Genomic DNA, 25937 nt, shown 5'->3' on the forward strand with positions numbered 1-25937 from the left:
GTTCGTCGTGCGGCTGTCCCACTGCCTCGGGCACGGCGGTCTCCCCTCCTGAAACGCCTCCGGAAACTGATCGCAGCCTGTACGCGGGACTCCGCCCCGGGCTCACACCAGCCGTCGTGCCGTCGCCCAGCGGGTCAGCTCGTGGCGGTTGGAGAGCTGGAGCTTGCGCAGCACCGTCGAGACGTGGGACTCGACCGTCTTGACGGAGATGAACAGCTGCTTGGCGACCTCCTTGTAGGCGTAGCCGCGCGCGATGAGGCGCAGGACCTCGCGTTCGCGCTGGGTGAGCCGGTCCATGTCCTCGTCGACCGGCGGCGCGTCGGTGGAGGCGAAGGCGTCCAGGACGAAGCCGGCCAGGCGCGGGGAGAAGACCGCGTCGCCGTCCGAGACGCGGAAGATCGCGCCGACCAGGTCGTCGCCGGTGATCGTCTTGGTGACGTAGCCGCGCGCCCCGCCGCGGATGACGCCGATGACGTCCTCGGCGGCGTCCGAGACCGACAGTGCCAGGAAACGCACCGGCTGCTCGGTGTCGCCCATCAGCGGGGCACTGCGGCGCAGCACCTCGACCCCGCCGCCGCCCGGGAGGTGGACGTCGAGGAGGACGACGTCGGGGCGGGTCGCCTCGATGACGGTCATCGCCTGGTCGACGTCGCCCGCCTCGCCGACCACGTCCACCCCCGTCTCGTCGGTGCGGCCGATCTCCGCCTGCACGCCCGCGCGGAACATCCGGTGGTCGTCCACCAGGACGACCCGCACCCGGCGGCCCCCGTCCCCGCCGTTCCCGCCACCGGGGCCGGTGCCGCCGACGCCCTGCTGCGCGCCGCCCGCCACCGGGCCGCCCGCCACCGGGCCGGCCGTCGCCTCGTCGCCCGTCCCTTCGCTGCCCGTCGACCCGCTGCCCGTCGCCTCGTTGGTCACGACTCCGCCGCCCTCTCCATCTCCAGCTCGACCTCTGTCCCCTCGCCCGGTGCGGTGCGCAGCCGCGCCGTGCCGCCGTTGCGCCGCATCCGGCCGACGATGGACTCGCGTACGCCCATCCTGTCCTCCGGCACGGCGTCCGGGTCGAAGCCCGGCCCGCGGTCCCGCACGGAGATGAAGACGGTACGGCCCTCCACCTCGGCGAAGACCTGCACGGCGCCGCCCTCGCCACCGTACTTGGCGGCGTTGACCATCGCCTCGCGCGCGGCTTGGAGCTGGGCGCTCAGCGCCTCGTCCAGCGGGCAGTCGCCGACGCAGACCACCTCCACGGGCACCCCGTGGTGGTCCTCGACCTCGGCGGCCGCGGCCTTGACCCCCTCGGCGAGCGTCTTCGGCTCGTCCTCCTCCTCGGCGGCGGCGCCCGACCCGTCGGCGGACCGGTACAGCCACGCGCGCAGCTCCCGCTCCTGGGCGCGGGCGAGCCGGGCCACCTCGCGCGGCTTCTCGGCGTTGCGCTGGATCAGGGTCAGGGTGTGCAGGACCGAGTCGTGGACGTGCGCGGCCACCTCGGCCCGCTCCTGCGCCCGGATGCGCATCAGCCGTTCCTCGGACAGGTCCTGCATCATCCGTACCAGGTAGGGGCCCGCCATCAAGGCGATGCCGACCAGTACCGCGAGCGCGGCCTGGAGCACGGCCCCCAGATGGCTGACCGAGCCCTGTACGACGACGATGCCGGTCACGCCGACGGCCACCAGCGCGACCCCGGCCGCGCTGCGGGCGATCGGCAGCAGCCTGGTGCGGCGGCCGACCTCCGCCCAGTGCGCCCGGCGGGAGTTGTCGGCCTGCCGCCACACCAGCGCGACACCCGCACCGATCAGCACGACCGGCCACAGATAGGTGTTGGCGGCGCCGAACTGGAGGTTGTCCGCCATCACCACCACAGTGGTGATCAGCGCCAGCACGGCGAAGATCTGCCCCTTCTCCGGCTTGCGGAGGAAGCGGCGGCGCAACCCGTCGCGGTCCGTGACGACCTCCGACAGCCCGCCCGCGCCGAGGCGGTGCCCGCTGCCGACCCCGCCGGTACCGAGCGGCACCACGAACCAGAACGCCGCGTACAGCAGCACCCCGAGGCCGTTGGCCACGCTGAGCGCTATGAAGACGATGCGCACCCACGAGACGGGCAGCCCCAAGTGCCCCGCGAGACCGCGGGCCACCCCGCCCAGCATCCGGCCCTCCGCGCTGCGGTAGAGCTTGCGCAGCGGCGGTTCTTCGGCCGGCGGCTCCGAGGACGCGGGTCGGGGTCCCTGCGGGGCCGCCTCGGAGGCGGGCGAGGCGGGCGCTGTCATGCACCGATCGTCACACGGGCCGCGCGGGGGGACATCAGGGTTTCGCCCTGAGCCGTCCCGGACACCGTCCCCGGTTCCGGTTCCGGATCTCAGGGAGGTGTCCGGGTAGGCCCCCGATGCCCGCCGGTGCGCGGGGCGCGACCATAGGGCCATGAGCGAGGAGGAGCAGCACCCGGCGGAGCCCGCCGCCGGTGCCGGCCGGGAGGGCCGCGAGCCCGGGTCCGGTCCGGACCGGGAGGGGCGTGCGTCCGCTTCCGGTACGGACCGGGAGGGTCCTGTGACGGGGGAAGGCGCGCGGACCGGTGCGGGCCACGAGACCGCGGGGACCGGCGCGGGCCATGGGAGCGCGGAGACGGACCCGGCTCACGGAACCGCGGAGACGAACGCGGGCCACGGGAGCACGGGGAAGGGCGCGGGTCACGGGGCCGCGGAGGCGGGCACCGCTTCCTGGGGGGCGCACAATCCGGTGCTCGAGCCGCGCTCGGGCAGGCTGCGGCGCAGCCGTACGCACAAGGTCGCGGGCGGCGTGTGCGGCGGGCTCGGCCGGTACTTCGACCTCGATCCGGTGATCTTCCGGGTGCCGCTGGTGGTGCTGTCCGTCGTCGGGGGACTGGGATTCGTCTTCTACGGGTTCGCCTGGCTGCTGATCCCCGCGGAGGGGGAGACCCAGAACGAGGGGCGGCGGCTGCTGTCCGGCCGGGTGGAGGGCAGCTCGCTCTCGGCGATCCTGGTCGCGCTCGTCGGCTGCGGCCTCTTCCTCGCCTCGATCGGCAACCGCAGCGTGCCCTTCTCGCTGCTGCTGGTGGGCGCGGTGGCGGGTGCGGCGTACTGGTCGCAGCACCGCAGGCAGGCCGAGGCCGCCGGAGCCGAGGGGGCGCAGGTCGATCCGGCGACGGCGCACGCCGTTGCCGACGCGCCGCCGGAGGCGCAGGCACCGCCGGTCGCGGTACCCGCCTCCTGGTGGCGGGAGCCGCTCACCAAGGAGGCCGGTGCCACCAAGGGCGCCGGTCCCGCGCCGTGGCAGCCGGGCGGGGCGACCGGCTACCTGTGGGGCCCCGAGGACGCCCTTCCCGCCGCGACCCCGCCCGCCTCCTACGGGAGCCCCTGGGGACCGCCCAGGGTGCCGGCCCGAGGTGCCGGTACCGGCGGGATGCCCCCCGCCCGCCGGGGCGGCCGCGGATCACTGGGCGGGTTCACCCTGCTCCTCGCGCTGCTGGCGGGCGGGATCGGCACCGCAGCCGCGTGGGAGACCCATCCGCTCGGCACGACCCTCGTCGTCGGTCTGAGCTGCGCGCTGGCGGTCTTCGGCCTCGGCCTGGCGCTCAGCGCGTTCGTCGGCCGCACCGGGCCGGGCACCCTCGTCTGCGTCGTGCTGACGGCGGGGCTGCTGGCGGGCGCCTCCGCGCTGCCGGACGACATCGCCACACACGTCCGCGAGACGCACTGGATGCCCACCTCCGCCGCCGAGGTCCGGCCACGCTACGAGCTCGGCTCCGGCACCGGGGAACTGGATCTGAGCGGCACGGGCCTGAAGGCGGGCCAGACGCTGCGGACCGGGGCGCGGGTCGGCGCGGGCGAGATCAAGGTCGTGGTACCGGCGAACGCGGTGGTCGAGGTGCGCGCGGACGTCGGTATGGGTGAGCTGAGCTTCCCTCGCGCACTGGACGCCGACGGAGAGGTCGTCCACGACCGGGCCAGCGGCCTGGGGACGAACCGGAAGCTGACCCTGCGCCCGTTCGACGACGCGAAGCCGGAGGGCACGATCGTGGTGAACCTGAGCGCCGGCGCGGGCCGCGTCGAGATCGTCCGGGCGCTGCCCTCGGGCGAACGGACCGACACCGGGACATCGTCCGGCGGCGGAACCCGGCAGAGCGCCGCACTCGCCGCCGAGCCCGGTCTCCGCTCCCACGCCGAGGAGGCCGCGTCCGATAACCGGGGCGGCCCCGGCGCGGATTCCGGCGGGGCACGGCAGTTCCGCGGCGCGGACGCATCCACGGTGGGAGGGACCCGATGAGGCACCGCTTCGAACCGTCCCGGCTGCTGCTCGGGCTGGCCATGATCGCTGTCGCGGTGCTCTACCTGCTGGACGCCGCGGGAGAGGTGAACATCCCCTTCTGGCTGCTGCTGGTGGTCGTGCCCGGCGCACTGGTGCTGGCGGGACTCACCGCGCTGGCGACGTTCCTGGCCCGCCGCTCGGTCGCCCGCCGCCGGGAGCAGCGCGAGCCCGGCGGGCCCGAGAGCGGCGGACGCGAGCGCGGCGGACACGGCGCGCGGGGGGCATGACGGGCGGACCGACGGGGGACGACGAGGCACCCGCACCCGCCGCGCCGCCTCTTCGGGCTCCGTTCCTGCCACTGCGTCCCGGCCAGTTCCGGCCGCCGCGTCCTGGCCACCGCGGGCCGAGGCGGCCCGCTGCCGTCAGCGGAAGAGTTGTCCGCCGAGGAACTGTCAGCCCGTTGTCGGCGAGGAACCGTCAGCCGAAGATCTGCTGACCCTTGCGGCGCTTGCGCACCGCCAGCAGCGAGTCGAGCGAGAACATCGGCGCCCCCGCCATCAGCAGCGGCAGCCATGCCATCAGATAGGGCAGGTCGTTGCCGTAGTAGTACGGCTCGCTGGCCCAGCTCACCGTCATCCACAGGCAGAAGGAGAGCAGCGCCCCGCCCGCGGCCGCCACACGGGCCCACAGGCCGCACAGGGTGCCCAGGCCGATGGCCACTTCCCCGACGCCGATGGCCGTACCGAACCCCTGCGGGCTCTGCTGCGCCAACTCGACCATCCAGCCGGCTGCCGCGGAGTCGTGCACGGCCGTCAGCGTCGCCGCGAACGAACCGGGACCGGAACCGGTGAGGAAGTCGGGGTCGGTCAGCTTGTCGATGCCCGCGTAGAGGAACGTGACGCCGAGGAAGAGCCGCAGCGGCAGCAGCGCGTGGCGGGCGGCGAGACCGCGCGCGCCCAACGGCCCTCCCGCGACCGGCCCCGGGTAGCCGCTGACGGCCCTGGGTCCCTCGTCCGCCCGGCCGCCTGCCGGTCCCGGTCCACGGCCGCCTGCCGGCCCACGGCCACCCGTTGGCCCCTGGCCACCCGTCGGCCCTGTCACAGACATGCGTCGCTCCCGCCTCTCGCAGCCGTGTTCGCGTGCGGAGGCGATTCTTCACCCACGGCCTACCCGGCTGGCAAGTGCCCCGCGACCTCTCCGGGAGACCTGCCGCGCAGCGCCGCAGGAACGGTCACTCGACCACGTCGATCGGATAGCGGTTGGTCTCCGCGCCCGCCGCCGTGACCACCTGGACCTCCACCCGCCCCGGCTCGACCTCGGCCGGTACGGGGACGTTCAGCACGGTGTCCGCCGGGCCCGCGAAACCGCCGGTCACCGGGATCAGCGGAGCGTGCACGTGGACGGTGCCGACCCGGACCACCACCCGGGCCAGCCGATCGGGTGCGGTGGCGCCCGGCGGGACGAAGCCCGCCCCCCGGATCTCGATGTCGTCGCCGGTGCGGATGGGCGAGTGCAGGTCCCCCATCTCCCGGGCCCGCACCACCGAGAGCACCACGGGGCGGCCGCCCTCCGCGTACTTCCCGGCCAGATACGTCGCCGCCGAGACGACGACCAGCAGGGCCAGCCCCCAGGGCAGGTCGGGCAGCCGCTCGGGCTGGCGGGACAGCCGGACCGCGGCGAAGACCACCGCGACTCCGTTGATGAGCACGTACTGCACGTCCGAGAACGCGCCCCGGCCCGCGTCGTCGGTCAGCAGATCGGCGGCGTGCGGCCGGTCGGCACGCACCTTCTGCAGCCGCCTGCCCTGCACCCGAACCGCCACCGTGCGGCGCACCACGACCGCGACCGCGCAGGTGAGCGCCAGTACGGTGACCACGCCGGCGCCGCGGGAGAGATCCAGCCCGGTCAGCAGCGCCCGGCGATCCCCCGGGGTGGGTGCCGCTGCCAGCTCGACGGCCAGCACCAGCACGGCGAAGACGGACAGCAGCACCCACCCGGCGGCCACCGTCCGGGAGGTGGACAGCCGGTTGTCCTCACCGATGACCGGCGCCAGCACCCCGCCCCGCGAACGGTGCAGCCAGGCGGCGACGGACAGCCCCACCGCCGAGACACCGGCCGCCACCAGCCCCGCGGTACGGCCCGTGGACCAGCCGCCCGCCAGCGCGGTCAGCAACTGCACCAGCAGCAGCAACCCGGCCGCGGCCCAGACGGTGCCCACGGTGCGCCGCCACAGCCGCGCCACCCACGCCTCGCCCTCCTCGCGGCTCCGGTCGGCGAGCGCCCGCGCCGCTCCGGTCAGTTCGTCGGACACCCACTGGCGGGAGGCCCCCGCCGAGTGCGCCAGCCCGACCGGGACACCCAGGCCCGCCGCCAGCTCGTCCCGGCGCTGCACGAAGGCAGCCAGCGCCTTGCGGTAGCTCTGGCGGGCGCCGTGCGGACAGTCGTCGCACTGGCAGGTCGCCCGGCCGCTGTTCTCGCCGCTGCTTCCGCTGCTGCTGCCGCCGCCGGTGCTACCGCTGTCGCCGTCGGAGGGGCGGGAGGGGATGAACGGCGGGGTCGAGGGGCGCGGCGGAGCCGAGGGAGCCGAAGCGGGTGACGCGGGTGACGCGGGCGAGGTGGGTGATGGGGTCGGCATCGGTGGAACCCTTGCGGTCGTTCCCTCCGGGGGGCGCGGGGTGCGCGGGGCGCGGTGGGAGGGGGACGTGGCGGAGCGTGCGCCGGGTACGCGGCCCGCGCCGGGGGCGGAGGCCTCTCGGGCCGCGCCGGTTGCCCCGGCCGTTCTTGCGGTTCCGGTCGTTCTTGCGGTTCCGGCCGTACCTGTGGTCCCGGTGGTCCCGGCCGTTCCTGTGGTCCTGGACGTCTTTGCGGTCCCGGTCGTTTCGGCCTTCCCCGTAGACCCGGCCTTCCCGGTTGTTCCTGTGGCACCGGATGCTCCGGGTGCGGCGCCTGAGCTTGTCGCGGGGCCGGGCGTGGTGGCAGAGCCTTTGCCGGTGGCAGCGCCCGGGTCGGTCGCGGCGCCCCTGTTCGGGCCGGTTCCCCGTGCCGCTGCGCTGCCCCTGGCGGCGCTGCCCCTGCCCGCGGCGGAGTCCCGTGCCGCGGCGGAGCTCTTCCCCGCGGCTGGGCTGGTGCCCGCGTTCGGGCCGGTGCCCCCGCTCCGGCCGGTGCCCGCGGCCGGGGCGGCGCCCGCCGCGGGAGCGGTACTCGCGGCGGAGCCGGTGGCGCCCGAGGTGGAGCCCGTATCGGAGGGCCGACCCGTGCCGCGGGCGGCACTCGAGTCCGGTGCGCCGCGGTCGTGCCCGTCGTCGTCGCCCGGGCCCTCCGGGCCGTCCTGCGCCGTGTCCACGGCCACTGTGCAACCCCGCCTCTCAACTTCCGTGGGTTGGAAGGGGATTGTGCCTTACATGAGCCGATGTCAGCTCAGCCGGTCCGGTTCGTGCCGGGTGATCCTCGTGTAGAGAGGTTGATAGCTGCGCCATACGGCAAGATCGCCGCCGAGCGGTTCGCGGGCTGTCACGACATTCCGGTGCTCGACGGGCAACGGCCTTCCTGCCGCCTTCGCGGGGAGCTGTGTCCCGCAGGCGCGCTCCGGCTGGAGGAACCACCGGGCTGCCGCGTCCACCGAGTCCCCGACCGCCGGCAAGCCGTGATTGCGCAGGATGACGGCCTTGTGCGGGTTGAGGACGGCAGCAGTCCGCGCGCCGTCCCCGTCGTCCACGGTCACGCCTGTCCGCCGGTCCGGAGGCGCGTGGTCCTCGTAGCAGGCGCACGCCTCCTGGGTGAGCGGTTCCAGCGGTTCCCCGAGCGCCGCGAAGACCCGCCCGTACGTCGTATGGCAGTGGGCGACGGTCACCACATCGAGTCGCGCGCAATGCACGTGAGAGTGAACCGCGCACGCTGCCTGATTGACGTGGCGGCTCCCCTCCCGCACTGGTGGCTTCGGTCGGCATCCTCGCCTGACCGGTCCGGCGGGTACGCGGTCCCGCGTCCGTCCCCGGTGCGCCAACTTGCCTAGGATGAGAGCACTTTGCGGAAGGAGGCGGCGGGCGTTGTTCCTGTTCATCTTGATCGTCCTCGCCACCCTCTGCATCGTGCTGCGCGAGCTGTTCGTGGTGGTGCGCGACAGGCGGCACAGGAGACGGCTCCCTCCGCCGTCCATCACCCCCGCGCAGGCCGCGGCGTACCAGAACCAGGTCTTCCGGGAGATCTGCAGAAGATCCACCGGGCCCGGCCGACGGGGAATACGCATGGCGGACTACTCCACGGATCAGGGATGGAACCGCGCCGATGTCATGCTCGTCCTCGCGGAACCGCTCAAGCATCGTCTGATCAAGACATACGGGTGGAAGCCCGGTAGCTATGGTCCGACGCAGGCGGGATGGGACGAGTACCGGAAGAATTTCATGTGGGCAGGGGGAAGCGAAGCGGTGCATATCTCGGCCAATTCCGGTGGTTTCGTCGTGGCGAACGTCAGCAGCCCGCATGCTGTGGCTCAAGGCGGTCACGGCAACACCGCCGGCGTGCACGACGTCTCACACCGGCAGTTGATCGACGCGCTGAGGGAGGACGCACGCAGCGCGGAGCCCGAGGAGGCCGTACGGGCACAGGAGTATGCCGACGACCTGGCGGAGGCGGTCCAGACCGAGAATCCACAGCGGACGGATCGGGTCCTCGCCCGGATCAACGCCCTGCTCGGCTCCGCGCGTTCGGCCTTCGCGCTGACCAGCGACCTGCTGCCACCCGGTAGCTGAACGCGGATCGTGAACGCTGAGCCGGTCGGTGTGGGTGGGCCGGTGTCGGTGTGTTGGTGCCGGCCGGTCGGTGTCGCTCGGTGTCGGCTGGTATCGGCGGCCCGGACGCCCTGGGGCCGGTGACCACTGGGACGGCGTCGCCCGCCAGGGCTGCTTCCGCGGCGGCCGGGATCGCGGCGGGCCCGAGCGGGGCCACGGGTTGCCGGGGCGGTCACGCGGGGCGCACCGCTCCGGCGTACGGCATCTGATCGATCGGAGCCACGCGCACCGCGGTACCGGGCCGGGGGGCGTGGATCATGCGGCCGCCGCCGACATACAGCCCGACGTGGCTGACGCTGTCGTAGAAGAACACCAGGTCACCGGGGGCGAGGTCGCCCCGCGGCACCCGCCTGCCGGCGTGGATCTGGCTGTATGTGGTGCGCGGCAGCGAGACGCCGGCGGCCCGCCAGGCGGCCTGTGTCAGACCGGAGCAGTCGTACCCGGACGGGCCCGTGCCGCCCCACACATACGGTGTGCCCAGGGCGCCGCGGGCGAACGCGACCGCCCGCGCGGCGCGGCCGACCGGCGCGGGTCCGGGCGACTCCTCCGGCGCCGGGTGGACTGCCGGGCCGCCGCCGCGGGCCGCATCCGCCTTCCGCGACGGCCGGTGCGGCCGAGTGCGGGCTGTGCGGGGCTTCTCCTCGAGCACGGCTGCGCGCTGTTCGGCGGTGAGCTCGCCGAGCAGCCGCTGCGCCTGCTGGAGCTTGGTGCGGACGGTGCGTTTGTGGCGGCGGGTGCGCTCGGCCGCCTCCGCCAGCTCCGCGGAGACCCCCGCCGCCTCCTCCCGCACCTGGGCGACCTGACGCCCGCGGTGCGCGGCGCGCTGCACGGCCGCCGCCTGCCGGTCCCCGGCGCGCTCGGTGGTCGCCGCGCGCTCAAGGTAGTCCTCGGGGGCGGCGGTGAGCACGAGGCGCAGGGCGGGGTCGACGCCGCTGCCGTCGCGGTACTGCGCCGCCGCGTAGGAGCCGAGCGTCCGCCGGGAAGCGTTCAACTTCCGCTGCCGGCGGGCCGCCTCGTCCCCCAGTGCCTCCAGCCTGGTCCGCGCGTTCCGCGCCTTCTCCCGGGCACCGTTGTACGCCTCGGTCGCCCGCTCGGCCTCCCGGTGCAGCCGGTCGACTTTCGCCTTGACGCGGGCCGTGCCCGGCTGCGGGGTCCGTGGCTGCGCCGAGGCGGACCCCTGGAGGGAGGTGGCTCCCGCGGCGCCCGCGAGGACGAGGGTGAGAGCGGTGCGGACCGCGGGCGCGGTGAACGCGGCGAAGGGGCGGGGGGTGGGCTTGCGGTGCGAGGCCATGGCGGCCGTCACTTCCTCACTGGTGCTGACGGGTCCTACGGGCGCGGCTGCGCACGTCCACGGTGCGGTGCGACGGTGCCGGGCACGTTCCCGCGGCGGCGCCGGGCGCATCGCACCTGCTCCTGCCGCGGGGGTGGCCGCGCCGACCGGCGGGGCGCGGCCACGTGACGAGGACGCTATGCGGAAGGGAACCGAAGAGGCACGGGGATGACCGCAAGTGAGCCGTTTCGTCCATTTGCCGTCCGGACCGCGTCACCCGTCGACTCGAAGCCGGGGGTCCATGCGCGGTCCTGACCGGCCGGGGGCGAGTGCCTGCGGGGAAGCCGGGGGCGTGCTAAAGGCCCCGAAAACACCCGGATACGCTCGCGGCCATGGACGTACTGATCAATATCTTCGTCGGCCTGCACATCATCGGCATAGCCGCGCTGCTGGGCGGCTTCCTCGCCCAGCTGAAGGCGATCGGCAGCGGCGAGGCCCGGATCAGCCCCAGCATGCTGCACGGGGCGCTGACCATGCTGATCACCGGCGTGGCACTGGTCGGACTCCACCAGGCGGACGGCGGCACGGTGAACAACGTCAAGGTCGGACTCAAGCTGGCGCTGCTCGTGGTGATTCTCGGAGTCACCTACGTCAAGCGCGACGAGGAGCGGCTGAGCGCCCCGCTCTTCGGCTCGGTCGGCCTGCTGACGACGGCGAACATCTTCATCGCCGTGCTCTGGGTCTGAGCGTGCACTCCTCGGCGGTACGGCGCATCCGGCGGTACGGCGGCATGAGGGCTGCCAGGCTGCCTGCGGCGCCGCATCGGCCGCACGGAACGAGTCGCAGAAAATACGCAAAAGGGTCAGCTGAAGGTGCGGGTGACCCCGGTTTTCCACAGGGCTCCGGAGTGTCGGCACGGCGGCCTAGACTCGGACGACGATGAGCAGCCTTTTCGACGACAGCTTCCTGGCGGACCTCGACGGCGCGGCACCCGAGGCGGGCGCGGCGCCGCCGCCCGACCCCGAGGAGGACGGGGGCCCGGCCCCCGCCGAGGAGATCCCGGACGATCTCTTCGCGGGCACCTTCGCGGGCGGCGCCCGCGGAACCGCCGCGCGTGACGCCCACCACCGCGACGGCGCCCCCCGGTCGGTCATCGACCCCGCCGCGCTGCTGGAGGGGATGAACGAACAGCAGCGGGACGCCGTGCTGCACGCGGGCTCCCCGCTGCTCATCGTCGCCGGAGCGGGTTCGGGCAAGACGCGGGTGCTCACCCACCGCATCGCCCACCTGCTGGGTGCCCGCAACGTGCACCCCGGGCAGATCCTCGCCATCACCTTCACCAACAAGGCGGCCGGCGAGATGAAGGAACGCGTCGCCGAGCTGGTGGGGCCGCGCGCGCAGTCCATGTGGGTCTCCACCTTCCACAGCGCGTGCGTGCGCATCCTGCGCCGCGAGAGCAAGAAGCTGGGCTTCACCTCCTCGTTCTCGATCTACGACGCGGCCGACTCCAAGCGCCTGATGGCCCTGGTCTGCCGCGACCTGGATCTGGACCCCAAGCGCTTCCCGCCCAAGGCGTTCAGCGCCAAGGTCTCCAACCTCAAGAACGAGCTGGTCGACGAGGAGGACTTCGCGGGCCGGGCCGCCGACGGATTCGAGAAGACCCTCGCCGAGGCGTACACGATGTACCAGGCCCGGCTGCGCGAGGCCAACGCGCTGGACTTCGACGACCTGATCATGACCACGGTCCATCTGCTCCAGGCCTTCCCCGACGTGGCCGAGCACTACCGGCGCCGCTTCCGGCACGTCCTGGTCGACGAGTACCAGGACACCAACCATGCCCAGTACCAACTGGTGCGCGAGCTGGTAGGCCCGGCCGAGGAGCAGGCCGAGCTGTGCGTCGTGGGCGACGCCGACCAGTCCATCTATGCCTTCCGCGGGGCCACCATCCGCAACATCCTCCAGTTCGAGGAGGACTATCCGGACGCGACCACGATCCTGCTGGAGCAGAACTACCGCTCCACGCAGACGATCCTCAGCGCCGCCAACGCGGTCATCGAGCGGAACGCGGACCGCCGCCCCAAGAACCTCTGGACCCGGGCGGGCTCCGGCCCGCGCATCACCGGCTACGTCGCCGACACCGAACACGACGAGGCCCAGTTCGTCGCCGAGGAGATCGACCGGCTCAGCGACGGGGAGGCCGACGGCCCCGGAACGGCGGGGAGCTCCGGCACGGGCAGCGGAGGCCGCACCGAGAGCGGTGGTGACGACGGCGCGGCCCGCGTCCGCCCCGGCGACATCGCCGTCTTCTACCGCACCAACGCCCAGTCCCGCGTCTTCGAAGAAGTCTTCATCCGCGTGGGCCTGCCCTACAAGGTCGTCGGTGGAGTCCGCTTCTACGAGCGCCGCGAGGTCCGCGACATACTGGCGTATCTGCGGGTGCTGGCCAACCCGGAGGACGCGGTGCCGCTGCGCCGCATCCTCAACGTGCCCAAGCGCGGCATCGGCGAGCGCGCCGAGGCCATGATCGAGGCGCTGGCCCTGCGCGAGAAGATCACATTTCCGCAGGCGCTCGCCCGTGTCGAGGAGGCGTACGGCATGGCCGCGCGCTCCCTCAACGCCGTCAAGCGGTTCAACACGCTGATGGAGGAGCTGCGCACCATCGTGGAGTCCGGCGCCGGTCCGGCCACGGTGCTGGAGGCCGTGCTGGAGCAGACGGGGTACCTCGCGGAGCTCCAGGCCTCCACCGACCCGCAGGACGAGACCCGCATCGAGAACCTCCAGGAACTGGCCGCCGTCGCGCTGGAGTTCGAACAGGAGCGGGGTGAGGACGAGTCGCCGGGCACCCTCGCCGACTTCCTGGAGCGGGTCGCCCTGGTCGCCGACTCCGACCAGATCCCGGAGGAGGGCGAGGACGACGGCGTCGTGACGCTCATGACCCTGCACACGGCCAAGGGCCTCGAGTTCCCCGTGGTCTTCCTGACCGGCATGGAGGACGGCGTCTTCCCGCACATGCGGGCACTCGGCCAGGCCAAGGAACTGGAGGAGGAGCGCCGGCTCGCCTACGTCGGCATCACCCGCGCCCAGGAACGGCTGTACCTCACCCGCGCCGGAATGCGCAGCGCCTGGGGCCAGCCCTCCTACAACCCGCCCTCCCGCTTCCTGGAGGAGATCCCCGCCGAGTTCCTCGACTGGAAGCGCACCGGCAGCGGGGGCGGCGGCCTGGGCGTCGGCGGGACGGGTGCGGCGACGGGTGCCGGGATCGGGGTGACCCTCTCCTCCAGCAGGGGAGCCGCCGCCCGGCGGGGCGGTCCCTCGGGGTTCGCGACCCGGCGGGCCGGCGACCGTCCGGTGGTCTCCCTCCAGATCGGCGACCGCGTCACCCACGACAGCTTCGGACTCGGCACGGTGCAGTCGGTCAAGGGCAGCGGGGACAACGCCGAGGCGACGATCGACTTCGGCGGCGAGAAGCCCAAACGGCTGCTGCTGCGCTACGCGCCCGTGGAGAAGCTGTAGGGCGAGGGCGCCGACGCGTCGCGCCCGGACCGCACGGTCCGGGCGCCGGGTCACGTCCGGGAGCCACGCCCCGGAGGCCGGGGCCGGTTCTCAGCTGATCCGGGGTCCGGTTCTCAGCTGATGCTGAGGCCCTTGCTCTGCAGCCACGGGATCGGGTCCACCGCCGAACCGCCACCGGGACGGACCTCGAAGTGCAGATGCGGGCCGGTGGAGTTGCCGGAGTTGCCGGAGTAGGCGATCACATCGCCCGCCTTGACCGAGCCGGAGCGGAGCTTGTTGCTGCTCAGATGGCAGTACCAGGTCTGGGTGCCGTCCTTCGCGGTCACGATGGCCATGTTCCCGTACGCCACACTGTGCTTCGTGGAGACGGTGCCGTCGGTCGCGGCCATCACGGGCGTGCCGTAGCTGACGGGGAAGTCGATCCCGGTGTGGATCGACATCCAGTTGACGCCTGCCTGGCCGTAGCGCGCGCTGAGCGTGTGGTTCTTGACGGGAATGACGAACTTGGGGCGCAGTGCCTCCTTGCGCGCCGCCTCCTTCGCCTTGCGCTCCTTCTCCGCTTCCTGGCGCTGCTTGAGGTCGATGCGCTCCTGGGTGCGGCTGGCGCGGTCGGCGAAGTCGTCGGCGTCCGCGGAGAGTCCCTGAAGTTGGGTGTCCAGCTTGCTGTTGACGTTCGAAGGCTTCACGGGAGAGGCGTCCGGCGCCGCGACAGTGGTGCTGTCCTTGTCCTTGCCGTCGTCGCCCATCACACTCGCCGCCGCCGCGCCCGCGACCCCCATGACGGCGACGGACGGAACCGCCACGGTCATCAGCGCCCGGCGGCGGGGCTTGAGGGAGCGTCGCCGTCCGCGCCCGTGCGACCCGCCGCCGCCGAGTGCGGCGGGTGCGCCGAGGTGCCCCTCCCGGACCTCCTCCGACTCCGACTCCGACGTCACGAGAAAGTCGGACTCGGCGGAGTCGAACCCGTGCTCATGCGGCGGTTCGTGGCCGAAGGCGTCGGCCTGCTCGTGCTCGTCCGCTCCGTGCTCGCCCTGCGCCAGCACGGAGAAGTTCCACTGGGCTGTGGCTTCCTGCTCCTGCTCGGGGTGGTGTCCGGAGGCGGTATAGCCGGGGTCGAAGCCGAACTGCGCGGTCCCATCCCCGTAACCGGTCTCCGCACCGCCGAAAGCGTCATGGTCCCCGTAGCCGCCCTGGGGGTGACAGCCTTCCTGCGCGGAGTGGCCGCCGGGAACGCCGTAGCCCCCCTGGTCGTCCTGCGGCCGTTCGTACCCGCTGAACGCGGCCTGCGCGTCGTAGGCCGGGGGCGCGTCGTACGCGGCGTGCTCGAAACCGCCGTATGCGGCGCCCTCGTACGCGCCGCCCTCGTACGCGCCGCCCTCGTACCCGGGCCGGCCGTCGTATCCGAGCCGGCCCTCGTACCCGGGCCGGCCGTCGTATCCGGGCCGGCCGTCGTATCCGGGCCGGCCGTCGTATCCGGGCCGGCCGTCGTGGCCGAACGCCGTGCCGTGGCCGTCGGTCGCCCAGTCGCCGGGTTGCGGAACTGCGGTCTGCCAGCCGCCGGTGCCCCAGGATGTCGTGTCCCAGTTGCCCGTCTCCTGCGTACCGAAGGTCCACTGGCCGGTGCCGTCGCCCGGTACGGGGTGCCCTTGGCCGAAACCGGGGGCGGCCGCGGCGCCTGCGGAACCGTCCGGGCCCGCCATCGCGTCGGGCTGGTAACTGCCGGTGCCCCAGGCGGTGGTGGCGTCCCAGGCGCTGGTGGCGGCGTTGCCGCCGTCACTGCCCGGGAGAGCGCCGAAGAGCGGATCGTCGCCGTAGGAGGGGTAAGAGCCGCCCGCGGGGTAGGAGTCACCGGAAGGTGTGTAGGTATCGGCCGAGTACGCGTCGTGCGGACCGGCCTGGTAGCTCTCCTGGGGATAGGCGCCGTACGCGGACTGTCCGTGGTCCACGCCGTAGGTGCCGTACGAGAAGCCGGAACCGGGGTCGTCGTCGGGATTCGGGACTCCCGACGGATGACGGTCGTTCACCACCAACTTCTCTTTCGCCTAGGCGACAGGGGCGGAGCAATGCGGGCGACTGTACCCGGGGGTATGCGACGGCCACAATCTTCGGCAGGTTTTGGCGACGCAGGAAAAGGGCAATCGGCCGCCTTTCGGCGGACTACGGACCGGCCGCAGCGGCTGAGTTCGAAATTCGTTCGAAAGAGTGAGCCGCTCGGACGGACCAGTCCGTCGTCCCGGTGCCCGATCTGACGATCATCGCCACCGGTACGCCCCCCGCTTCCAACTCACCCCGGAATAGGGCGGACGCGTCGCAACCCACCGGCAGCACCACATGGCCGACACCGCCGGCGTCGCCCTCTCACACCCTTGACCGACGAGCCGCACCGGCCGTTTCCGGCTGTCGGTCGAGGCCTCCGGGCGGTGCGGGCAGACCGTTCGGTCGGGCGTGCGGAGCTGTCGAGGCCGCGCGCCGAAACCGGAGCGTCCCGCGTGATGGGGCTGCGCCCACGCACAGCCGTCCCCGAGCGGCGAGCACGCCCCGCTGCGCGGCCCGCGGGACCGCGGCGACGGCGGGAAGCCGGGGCGGCCGGGAGCCCGGGAGGTCCTCCTTGAGGGAGGGCGAGAAGGCCCCGGCCCCGGCCCCGGCCGGGATCGGGGCCGGGATCGGGATCGGGATCGGGGCAAGGGGTCAGAGGATGGTCGGGGGGCGCGGGAATCCGGGGCCCGTGTGTGATTTCCCCCTCCCTTGCGAGCGCGGAGCGGGACGGGTGCGGGATGCTGGAGATAACGTGCGTTCACACCCCGGGGCCCGTTCCGGCCTGGAGGTCGTCCTTGAGGGAGGCAGTGATGGATGTGACGGGTCCGATCCGCGTGGTGGTCGCCAAGCCGGGGCTCGACGGCCATGACCGCGGTGCCAAGGTCATCGCCCGGGCCCTGCGCGACGCCGGTATGGAGGTCATCTACACCGGGCTGCACCAGACACCGGAGCAGGTCGTGGACACCGCCATCCAGGAGGACGCGAACGCCATCGGCCTCTCCATCCTCTCCGGCGCGCACAACACGCTCTTCGCCCGCGTACTGGAGTTGCTGCGCGAGCGGGACGCCACCGACATCAAGGTGTTCGGCGGCGGCATCATCCCCGAGGACGACATCCCGCTGCTCAAGGAGCAGGGCGTCGCCGAGATCTTCACCCCGGGTGCCACCACCACCGAGGTCGTCGACTGGATCCGCACCCACGTGGGCCCGGTCGCGGCCTGAGACCACGGGCGGCTGTCGGCCGCCGGTCTCCGTTCGCCCAGCCGCCCCGAGGGGCGGCCCCGCTGCCCGGCGGCCGACTCTTCGGCATCTCACCTCACGAGCCGCGCCCGAAGCCGCCCGCCGCTGGACCGCCGGTCCCCGAGGCTGTCCGGCCCCGGAACCGCCGGGCCCCGGGAGCTGCGGCGGCGGATCCCGGGAGCCGACGGACCGCCGCGCGCCGTCCGTCAGCCGGTCGGCCCGGAGACTTCCGGCTCTCGGTCCGGCTCCCTGTCCGGCACCTCGTTGTCCGGCACCTCGTTCCGGAGTTCCGCGAGCATCATGGCGCGCAACCGCAGGGTGGCCAGGAGCCGCTGGAATGACTCCGCCCAGTACGCACCCGCACCCGGGGACTCGCCTTCCTTCTCGTCGGGCACCGCGGCGAGCGGCGCCAGCCGCTCGGTGTCCGACGGGTCCAGACAGCGCTCGGCCAGCCCCATCACCCCGCTGAAGCTCCACGGATAGCTGCCCGCGTCCCGGGCGATCTCCAGCGCGTCCACCACCGCCCGCCCCAGCGGCAGCGGCCACGGCACCCCGCACATCCCCAGTACCCGGAACGCTTCCGACAGCCCGTGCGCCGCCACGAACCGCGCGGCCCACGCACCTCGCTCCTCCTCGGGCAGCACCGACAGCAGCTTGGCCGGGTCGCCGGGCCCTTCGGTGAACGGCTCGGTCGGCTCACCGATGAGTGCACGGGCCCACTGGGCGTTGCGTTGCCGTACGGCGGCACCGCACCAGGCCGCGTGCAGATCGTCCCGCCACCCGTCGGCGACCGGCAGCGCGACGATCTCCGCCGGGGTCGCCCCGCCCAACTGCTCGCCCCACACCTCCAGCGGGGCCGACTCCACCAGTTGGCACAGCCACCAGGCCCGTTCGCCCCGGCCCGACGGTGGCTTGGGCACGATCCCGTCGCGCTGCATGTCCGCATCGCACGTGTTCGGTGCCGTCACCGCGATGCCGTTGCCGCCGGTCGGGTCCGGGGCCACGCAGCCCCGGGCGCGGTCCGCCATCCGGCCGGCGAGCGCAGAGCCGGGCAGCGCCGCCAGCAACTCGGCCGCCGTCGCCCGCACTGTGCGGCTGCGGTCGGCCAACGCGCGCTCCAGAAACGGCTCGTCGGAGGAGTGCAGGCCCTCGCGCAGCGAGTCCAGGAACATCAGCCGGTCCTCGGCCCGCTCGGTCTGCCAGGTGGAGGCGAGCAGTGCCGTCGCGGCGTCCGGATCGCGTCGGCGCACCGCCGTGAGCAGCGCGACCCGCTCGGCGAACAGGCCCTCCTGCCAGACCCGCTCGGTCTCGTCCGGTCCGCCGTCCGGCGCCCGGCGGCGGACGCCGTCGCGCAGCGCGAACTTCCAGTCCGCGTTGTACCGGGCCAGCCACAGTGCCCGCGGGCCGGCGAACGCCAGTGTTTCGGCACGCAGGTCGGTACGGGCTCGTGCCGCGTCCAACAGAGCGGGCAACAGGGCGGTCGGCGCCCGGTAGCCGTGGGCGTTCGCCTCCGTCAGCCATTGCGGCAACAGCTCACCCAGATCCGGACCCGCGCCGCGCCGCCCGGACGCCGAGGCTCCGCCCGGTGCCCGGTCGGCCAGCAGCGCCGCCAGCCGGCGCTCGGCCGCGCCCGGCAGCGGTGGCCGCTCGTCGGCCGGTGCGGGCCCGGGCCGCTGCCCGGGGACCGCGGGACGTACACCGGCCCGCCGGCGGACCGTCTCGGTGGCCGCGGCGCCCAGGAGGGCCGTCACGCTCCCGCCGGGCGGCCGCCGCCGCTCGGCCCCCAGCAGTGCCGCGGTCACCAACTCCCCCCACTCCTCTAGCTCCTCCTGGTTCCCCCGTTCCTCCTGGCCCGCCCGCTCCTCCCCGTGCCCTCGGGGCTCCTCGTGCCCCAGGTCCTCCTGCTGCCCGCCGGTGCCGTCATGCGACGGCTGCGCCTCGCGGGGGTGCCGTCCCGTCTCCGTGCCGACCGCCATGTCCGCCCCTCCCGTCACGCCTGCCATTCGTGGCACCTTCCGCCCGTCCGTCTGCCTGTCCGCCGCCCACCTCGATCGGAGTCTTCTACTCCCCTCCGACCCCGCGGTCCTGCTCCGCTCTCACCGGTGCCCCCGTTCCGCCCCGACCGGGCAGGCCCTGCTCCCGCCCCCCCCCGATCGGGCCGGCGGCCCCTGCGTCGTCCCGGCCGATGCCTGACTGCCTGACGCCCTCCCTCTCACAGCGGGACGGCCCGGCCCTCGTGCCAGGCCGTGTGCGGGGCGAAGCCGCGGTGGCCGCACTCGCCGAAGACGGTGACCGGACCCTCCGAGGAGAGCGCCAGCAGTCTCCACAGGGCCGCCGCACCGGTGCCCGGCGCCACCGGCAGCGCGGACTCCTCGTCCGCCGCCGCCAGTTGCCAACCGGCGGCACCCTGACCGGACCGGCCGCCGCGGCCCGCCCTCACGGCGCCGCCCGCCGTGTCGGCGTCGGAGGGCGGCACGGGCAGCACACGCTCCAGCACACACGGACGGCTCTCCGCCCACGGATCCTCCCGGAGCATCCGCGCATAGCCCTCCAGTGCCTCCTGGACGCCTGCGCCGGAGGGCTGGAAGCCCGGCAGCAGTGCGCCATGCCGCCGGCCGAGAGCAGCCCGCAGCGAACCGGAGCCCGGGTAGTAGGCCAGCTCCGCGTCCAACGCCGCGCCCACCGGCAGCGCCAGCTCCGGAGCGCGGCCGCCCGCGCCGTAGGACAGCAGCAGGGCGTGCCGTCCCGCTGTCCGGCCGTACAGCCACACGCGGCGGACCGTCAGGCGCCCCTCGTCGGTGTCCCGCTGGGCCAGGACCAGCCACTCGTCCCGGACCAGCGCCTCCTGCTCCGCCAACAGGTCGGCCGCCTCCAGAGTCAGACCCACCCGGGTACGGACGGTGTCGGCCAACGGCGCGGGCAACTCCGCGGCCCGCCGCCAGCCGCCGACCAGCAGGTGGAGCAGGGCGCACTCGGCCAGCAGCCGACCGGGCCACCCCTCGCCGGAGCCGGGTATCGCACCCAGCTCGCGTATCCGGGCCGCCAGGCCCGGAGCCTGGGCGTCGACCATGCGGGCCGCCATCTCTTCCCACGGCGCGTACCCCCGCTGCTCCGCGCCCGCCAGCCCGCCGCGCAGCAGGTCCGCCAGCCGCTGCTCCAGCTCCTGGGTACCGGCCGTGATCCGCTCGGCGCGCTGCGCCGCACGGCGGTGCGCGGCCTCGGCCCGTACGTCGTCGTCCGCGCCGTGCCCGGTGCCTGCCGCGGCCTGTTCGGCTGCCGCCCCGTCCGGCGCGCGTCCCGCCTTCTGTTCCGCACGCCGCCTGCGGTCGCCGAGCCAACCGTCGGCCCACTCCGGCGGCTCGCCCCCCGCCACGACCGTCGTCTCGCCGCCTGCCCACAGCAGGAGCAGGCCGAGCGCGTGCTTGCACGGGAACTTCCTGCTGGGGCAGGAGCACCGGTATCCGGGCCCCTGGCCGCCGTCGAGATCCACCACCGTCTGGTACGGCTTGCTTCCACTGCCCTTGCACTGTCCCCAGACCGCGCCGTTGCCCCACCCGGCCTCCGTCCACGGCCCGGGAGCCGAGAGTTTGTTCCCCGCGCGACGTGACGCATCGTCCGGCGCCAGCGCCCTTACCTGCTCCGCCGTCCAGCGGACCGCCTGTCCACCCATGTCGAAGACGGTAGGCGGCGCCACTGACAACTCCCCGTCGACCGGGCGGAAGTGCAGGTCAGAGCGATTGTCAGTGCCGGGGTGCAGAGTGGTTCGCGGATCGGCCGAGGCGCTGCGGCGCGGGGGGTTCCCTTCCTTGGCCATTCCCTTGTCTTTTTCCAGAACCGGTCTGCTCCGAGGGGGAATTGTGACCGAGAGCCATGTCGCGGATCCGGCTGCCGAGTCCGTGGGAGAGCCGGCCGCCGGCCCGGCCGCTCCCGCTGCCGCGCTGCGGCCGCACGCCGAGACAGCCTTCGCCGAGGAGCTGGCGGCCCTCGCCGCGGCCGACGACCGTCCGCGGCCCGCCCGCTGGCGGCTGTCCCCATGGGCCGTGGCCACCTACCTGCTCGGCGGCGAGCTCCCCGGCGGCACCGTCATCACCCCCAAGTACATCGGGCCGCGCCGCATCGTCGAGGTCGCGGTCAGCACCCTGGCCACGGACCGCGCGCTGCTCCTGCTCGGCGTGCCCGGCACCGCCAAGACGTGGGTGTCCGAGCATCTGGCGGCGGCCGTCAGCGGCGACTCGACGCTGCTCGTCCAGGGCACGGCGGGCACCGCGGAGGAGGCGATCCGCTACGGGTGGAACTACGCGCAACTGCTCGCCCAGGGCCCCAGCCGGGAGGCTCTGGTGCCGAGTCCGGTGATGCGTGCCATGGCCGAGGGCATGACGGCGCGGGTCGAGGAGCTGACCCGGATCCCGGCCGATGTGCAGGACACGCTGATCACCGTGCTCTCGGAGAAGACCCTGCCCATCCCCGAACTGGGCGAAGAGGTGCAGGCGGTCGCCGGATTCAATCTGATCGCGACGGCCAACGACCGGGACCGGGGCGTCAACGAGCTGTCCAGCGCGCTGCGCCGCCGCTTCAACACGGTGGTGCTGCCGCTGCCGGAGACCGCCGAGGCGGAGGTGGACATCGTGGCGCGCCGGGTCGGCCAGCTCGGCCGTTCCCTCGACCTGCCGCCCGCGCCCGAGGGGTTCGACGAGATCCGCCGGGTGGTCACCGTCTTCCGCGAGCTGCGGGAGGGAGTCACCGGCGACGGCCGTACGAAGCTCAAGTCCCCTTCCGGGACGCTCTCCACGGCCGAGGCCATCTCGGTCGTGACCGGCGGGCTCGCGCTGGCGGCGCACTTCGGGGACGGAGTGCTGCGGTCGGGGGACGTGGCCGCCGGCATCCTCGGCGCCGTGGTCCGCGACCCGTCCGCCGACCAGGTGGTGTGGCAGGAGTACCTCGAGGCCGTCGTCCGAGAGCGGGACGGCTGGAAGGACTTCTACCGGGCCTGCCGAGAGGTGTCCGCATGACGGCTGGCGCAGGGGGCGCGGCAGGTCCGCTGCTGCTGGGGGTCCGGCACCACGGCCCGGGTTCGGCCCGGGCGGTCGGTGCCGTGCTGGAGGCGTACGAACCGGGCGTCGTCCTGATCGAGGGCCCTCCCGAGGCCGACGCGGTGGCCGCCGCGGCGGGGGACGAGGGCATGGTCCCGCCGGTGGCGCTGCTGGCCCACGCCGTGGACGAGCCGGGCCGGGCCGCCTTCTGGCCGCTGGCCCAGTTCTCACCGGAATGGGTGGCGATCCGCTGGGCCGTGCGACGCGGGGTCCCGGTCCGCTTCATCGACCTGCCCGCCGCCCACACGCTCGCCATGAGCGAGGGCGAGCAGGAGACGGTCCCCGGCGGCACCGACGGGGGTGGTGCCGCCGGGGACGCCGATCCTGGTGCCGACCCGGACGCCGCGCCCGAGGGCGGCAGCGGCGTCCGGCTCGACCCGCTGGCGGCGCTCGCCGAGGCGGCTGGGTACGACGACCCGGAGCGCTGGTGGGAGGACGCCGTCGAGCACCGGCGCGGCGCGGCTCCCGGCGCCGACCCCTACGAGCCGTTCGCGGCGCTCGGCGAGGCGATGGCCGAACTTCGCGCGGTGCACGGCGCGGGCGGCCACCAGCGGGACCTCGTCCGGGAGGCGCACATGCGGCTGCGCCTGCGCGAGGCCCGCAAGGAGTTCGGGGACGCCGGCACCGCCGTGGTCTGTGGCGCCTGGCATGTACCGGCGCTCACCGAGGCCGCCACGGTCACCGCGGACCGGCGTGCCCTCAAGGGGCTCCCCAAGGTGAAGGCCGAGGTCACCTGGGTGCCCTGGACGCACCGGCGACTGGCACGCCGGTCCGGATACGGCGCGGGCATCGCCTCGCCCGGGTGGTATCGCCACCTCTTCACCGCCCCGGACCGGCCGGTGGAGCGCTGGATGACCCGAGTGGCCGGGCTGCTGCGGGAGCAGGACCACCAGGTCTCCTCCGCGCACCTCATCGAGGCCGTACGGCTCGCCGGGACGCTGGCCACGCTGCGCGGGCGCCCGCTGGCCGGGCTGACGGAGACGACGGACGCGGTGCGGTCCGTGCTGTGCGAGGGCTCCGACGTGCCGCTGGAGCTGATCCGGGACCGGCTCGTGGTGGGTGACGTACTGGGAGAGGTGCCCGAGGGAGGCCCGGCCGTCCCCCTCCAGCGCGACCTCGCACGCTGTCAGCGCGCGGTGCGGCTCAAGCCGTCCGCCGCAGAACGCGAGCTCGACCTGGATCTGCGCAAAGAGACCGACGCGGCACGCAGCCGGCTGCTGCACCGGCTCCGGCTGCTCGGCATCGACTGGGGCGAGCCCGTCCGCTCCCGGAGCGGCAGTACCGGCACCTTCCGGGAGAGCTGGCGGCTGCGCTGGGAGCCGGAGCTGTCCGTGCGGGTGGCCGAGGCGGGGATCTGGGGCACGACCGTGCACGAGGCGGCCACCGCCAAGGCGCGGTCCCGGGCCGTCGAACCCGGCACCGCGCTGGCCGACGTCACCGCGCTCGCCGAACTGTGCCTGCTGGCCCGGCTGCCGGACGCGCTTCCGGTGGTGATGCGGGTGCTGGCCGACCGGGCCGCGCTGGAGTCCGACGTCGGCCACCTGGCGCGGGCCCTCCCGGCGCTGGTGCGCACGCTGCGCTACGGCGATGTGCGGGGTACCGACGCGGGAGCGCTGGCGGAGGTCGCCGGTGGAATGGCCGAGCGCGTCCGGGTCGGCCTGCCGCCCGCCTGTGCGGGGCTGGACAGCGAGGGTGCCCGCGAGATGCGCGGCCATCTCGACGCCGCGCACCAGGCGGTGAACCTGCTCGCCCGCGACCGGTCGGCAGCGGACGGTGCGGCGGCGCCGCCGGACACCGAGAACGGTGCGCCGCCGGACACCGAGAACGGTGCGCCGCCGGACACCGAGGGCGGGTCGGCCGGAGATCTGCTGGACCGATGGCGGACGGTACTGCGCACCCTCGCGGGCCGGGACCGGGTACCCGGCCTGCTGCGGGGCCGCTGTGCGCGGTTGTTGCTGGACGACGGCCGGTTGCCGGACGCCGAGGCGGAACGGCTGGTGAGCCTGGCGCTGTCGCCGGGAACGCCTCCGGCTGAGGCCGCGGCGTGGATCGAGGGGTTCCTCGCGGGCGGCGGGATGCTGCTGGTCCACGACGAGCGGCTGCTGGCACTCGTGGACCGCTGGCTGGCGGGCGTGCCGGCGGACGCGTTCACGGATGTGCTGCCGCTGCTGCGGCGGACGTTCGCCGAGTACGAGACGGGGGTGCGGCGCACGCTCGGCGAACTGGTGCGCCGCGGTCCCGCGGGGGAGGGCGGCCGCCGGGGGAGCGGCGAGCGCGCGGGGCTGCCCGGGTTCGGTGCCGGGCTGGAGGCGCGGCGGGCCGACGCCGTGCTGGAGACGGTGCGGCTGCTGCTCGGCACGGCGTCCGCCGGGGACGGCGGCGATGCGGCGGACAGGAGTCACGAACGGGAGGGGGCACGGGCATGACGGTCCGAGAAGAGCCGGCGGAGTCCGGCGGGGCGCAGCCCACCGGAGCCGCGGCGGACGAGCGGCTGCGGCGCTGGCGGCTGGTGCTGGGCGGCGGCGCGGCGGACGGCACCGGCTGTGCGCTGGGCGCCGCCGACAGCGGGATGGACGGGGCCCTGGAGGCGGTCTACGGCGGGGCCGGCGGCAGCGGTCCGGCCGGCGGCGGCAGCGGTACCGGGACCTCGGGCGGGCTCGGCGCCTCGGCGCCGCGGATCTCGCGCTGGCTGGGCGACATCCGCACCTATTTCCCCAGCTCCGTCGTCCAGGTGATGCAGCGCGACGCGATCGACCGGCTGGGGCTCTCCGCGCTGCTGCTGGAGCCGGAGATGCTGGAGGCGATCGAACCGGACGTGCACCTGGTGGGCACCCTGCTGTCGCTGAACAAGGCAATGCCGGAGACCAGCCGGGAGACCGCGCGCGCGGTGGTCCGCAAGGTGGTCGCCGAGCTGGAGAAGCGGCTCGCCGCACGCACCCGCTCGACCCTGACCGGCGCGCTCGACCGCTCCGCGAAGATCAACCGCCCCCGGCACCGGGACATCGACTGGAACCGCACCATCCGCGCCAATCTCAAGAACTACCTGCCCGAGTACGGGACGGTCGTCCCCGAGCGGCTGATCGGGTACGGGCGGGCGGCGCAGTCCGTCAAGAAGGAGGTCATCCTCTGCATCGACCAGTCCGGGTCGATGGCGTCCTCCGTCGTCTACGCGTCCGTGTTCGGTGCGGTGCTGGCGTCGATGCGGACGCTCGACACCCGGCTCGTCGTCTTCGACACCAGCGTGGTGGATCTGACCGAGGACCTCGACGACCCCGTCGACGTGCTCTTCGGCACCCAGCTGGGCGGGGGCACCGACATCAACCGGGCGCTGGCCTACTGCCAGTCCCGGATCAGCCGCCCGGCGGAGACCGTCGTCGTACTGATCAGTGACCTGTACGAGGGAGGGATACGGCAGGAGATGCTGAAACGGGTCGCCGCGATGCAGGCGTCCGGTGTTCGGTTCGTCACCCTCCTCGCCCTCTCCGACGAGGGCGCGCCCTCCTACGACCGGGACCATGCGGCCGCGCTCGCGGCGCTGGGTGCGCCCGCCTTCGCCTGTACGCCCGACCACTTCCCGGAGGTGATGGCGGCGGCGATCGAGAAGCGTCCGCTGCCCGTGCCGGAGTAGCCCGGCCGGCCCGGGAGTCCCCGGGAGTCCCCGGGAGTCCCCGGGAGTCCCCGGGTGTGCGGGACGGGTGCCGGTCGGTGCCCCGCACACCTTCCGGGTGTGCGCTGTGACCGT

17 protein-coding genes and 1 pseudogene are annotated in these 25937 nt (G+C 74.0%); 9 read left to right on the top strand and 9 right to left on the bottom strand.

Annotated elements, in window-relative coordinates:
* Positions 1-102: 102 nt before the first annotated feature.
* Positions 103-831, bottom strand: a complete 729-nt coding sequence (locus ACFYMO_RS23995) for a LuxR C-terminal-related transcriptional regulator (protein WP_388548875.1) — start codon at positions 829-831, stop codon at positions 103-105.
* An 83-nt stretch (positions 832-914) separates the two neighbouring features.
* Complete coding sequence (locus ACFYMO_RS24000; RefSeq protein WP_388548773.1) at positions 915-2264, bottom strand: PspC domain-containing protein; 1350 nt, start codon at positions 2262-2264, stop codon at positions 915-917.
* Between the two features lie 151 nt (positions 2265-2415).
* On the opposite strand from ACFYMO_RS24000, the gene ACFYMO_RS24005 reads away from it, so the two are divergent.
* Both ACFYMO_RS24005 and ACFYMO_RS24010 read left to right on the top strand, forming a co-directional pair.
* Positions 2416-4278, top strand: coding sequence for a PspC domain-containing protein (locus tag ACFYMO_RS24005; protein WP_388548776.1), 1863 nt, complete (start codon positions 2416-2418; stop codon positions 4276-4278).
* Complete coding sequence (locus ACFYMO_RS24010) at positions 4275-4547, top strand: hypothetical protein (protein ID WP_366772482.1); 273 nt, start codon at positions 4275-4277, stop codon at positions 4545-4547. The genes ACFYMO_RS24005 and ACFYMO_RS24010 overlap by 4 nt, the downstream gene beginning before the upstream one ends.
* A 190-nt stretch (positions 4548-4737) precedes the next feature.
* Here the strand turns inward: ACFYMO_RS24010 and ACFYMO_RS24015 are convergent, their stop codons facing one another.
* The 3 genes and pseudogenes from ACFYMO_RS24015 to ACFYMO_RS24025 form a co-directional block, all read right to left on the bottom strand.
* Positions 4738-5220 carry a DoxX family protein gene (locus ACFYMO_RS24015; protein WP_366772483.1) on the bottom strand — a complete coding sequence of 161 codons (483 nt, stop codon included), beginning with the start codon at positions 5218-5220 and terminating at the stop codon, positions 4738-4740.
* Between the two features lie 271 nt (positions 5221-5491).
* Complete coding sequence (locus ACFYMO_RS24020; protein ID WP_388548780.1) at positions 5492-6895, bottom strand: hypothetical protein; 1404 nt, start codon at positions 6893-6895, stop codon at positions 5492-5494.
* Positions 6896-7672: 777 nt separating this feature from the next.
* A pseudogene (locus ACFYMO_RS24025) lies at positions 7673-8188 on the bottom strand (class II aldolase/adducin family protein); the annotation flags it as partial.
* Positions 8189-8306: 118 nt separating this feature from the next.
* On the opposite strand from ACFYMO_RS24025, the gene ACFYMO_RS24030 reads away from it, so the two are divergent.
* Positions 8307-9008, top strand: coding sequence for a hypothetical protein (locus tag ACFYMO_RS24030; protein ID WP_388548783.1), 702 nt, complete (start codon positions 8307-8309; stop codon positions 9006-9008).
* Positions 9009-9219: 211 nt separating this feature from the next.
* Here ACFYMO_RS24030 and ACFYMO_RS24035 read toward each other — a convergent pair whose 3' ends face one another.
* The gene (locus tag ACFYMO_RS24035; RefSeq protein ID WP_366772486.1) at positions 9220-10338 is read right to left on the bottom strand and encodes an NlpC/P60 family protein; all 1119 of its coding nucleotides are present in this window, start codon (positions 10336-10338) and stop codon (positions 9220-9222) included.
* 371 nt (positions 10339-10709) lie between these two features.
* Here ACFYMO_RS24035 and ACFYMO_RS24040 point away from each other — a divergent pair, with 371 nt between their 5' ends.
* Entirely contained in the window at positions 10710-11063 is a 354-nt protein-coding gene (locus tag ACFYMO_RS24040; RefSeq protein ID WP_366772487.1) for a hypothetical protein, read from the top strand.
* 193 nt (positions 11064-11256) lie between these two features.
* On the top strand, positions 11257-13830 hold the full coding sequence (locus tag ACFYMO_RS24045) for an ATP-dependent DNA helicase (protein ID WP_366772488.1): 2574 nt from the start codon (positions 11257-11259) through the stop codon (positions 13828-13830).
* 113 nt (positions 13831-13943) lie between these two features.
* On the opposite strand, the gene ACFYMO_RS24050 is transcribed toward ACFYMO_RS24045, so the two are convergent.
* Positions 13944-15857, bottom strand: a complete 1914-nt coding sequence (locus ACFYMO_RS24050; RefSeq protein ID WP_388548787.1) for a M23 family metallopeptidase — start codon at positions 15855-15857, stop codon at positions 13944-13946.
* Positions 15858-16676: 819 nt separating this feature from the next.
* Between ACFYMO_RS24050 and ACFYMO_RS24055 the strand changes: the two genes are divergently transcribed.
* The gene (locus ACFYMO_RS24055) at positions 16677-17087 is read left to right on the top strand and encodes a cobalamin B12-binding domain-containing protein (RefSeq protein ID WP_019354843.1); all 411 of its coding nucleotides are present in this window, start codon (positions 16677-16679) and stop codon (positions 17085-17087) included.
* Between the two features lie 224 nt (positions 17088-17311).
* Here the strand turns inward: ACFYMO_RS24055 and ACFYMO_RS24060 are convergent, their stop codons facing one another.
* Together ACFYMO_RS24060 and ACFYMO_RS24065 are read right to left on the bottom strand one after the other, a co-directional pair.
* Positions 17312-19081 (bottom strand): DUF5691 domain-containing protein, encoded by a 1770-nt coding sequence (locus tag ACFYMO_RS24060; protein WP_388548878.1) that lies wholly within the window; start codon positions 19079-19081, stop codon positions 17312-17314.
* Positions 19082-19317: 236 nt separating this feature from the next.
* Positions 19318-20775, bottom strand: coding sequence for an SWIM zinc finger family protein (locus ACFYMO_RS24065; RefSeq protein ID WP_366772491.1), 1458 nt, complete (start codon positions 20773-20775; stop codon positions 19318-19320).
* Between the two features lie 226 nt (positions 20776-21001).
* Here ACFYMO_RS24065 and ACFYMO_RS24070 point away from each other — a divergent pair, with 226 nt between their 5' ends.
* From ACFYMO_RS24070 to ACFYMO_RS24080, 3 genes are read left to right on the top strand one after another with little or no spacing between them, the layout of a single operon-like run.
* On the top strand, positions 21002-22114 hold the full coding sequence (locus tag ACFYMO_RS24070; protein ID WP_366772505.1) for an AAA family ATPase: 1113 nt from the start codon (positions 21002-21004) through the stop codon (positions 22112-22114).
* The gene (locus ACFYMO_RS24075) at positions 22111-24621 is read left to right on the top strand and encodes a DUF5682 family protein (RefSeq protein WP_388548791.1); all 2511 of its coding nucleotides are present in this window, start codon (positions 22111-22113) and stop codon (positions 24619-24621) included. The genes ACFYMO_RS24070 and ACFYMO_RS24075 overlap by 4 nt, the downstream gene beginning before the upstream one ends.
* Positions 24618-25823, top strand: a complete 1206-nt coding sequence (locus ACFYMO_RS24080; protein ID WP_388548794.1) for a VWA domain-containing protein — start codon at positions 24618-24620, stop codon at positions 25821-25823. Before ACFYMO_RS24075 ends, ACFYMO_RS24080 begins: the two co-directional genes overlap by 4 nt.
* Positions 25824-25937 lie beyond the last annotated feature (114 nt).

Source organism: Streptomyces sp. NPDC007025 (genome assembly GCF_042869455.1).
GTDB lineage: Bacteria > Actinomycetota > Actinomycetes > Streptomycetales > Streptomycetaceae > Streptomyces.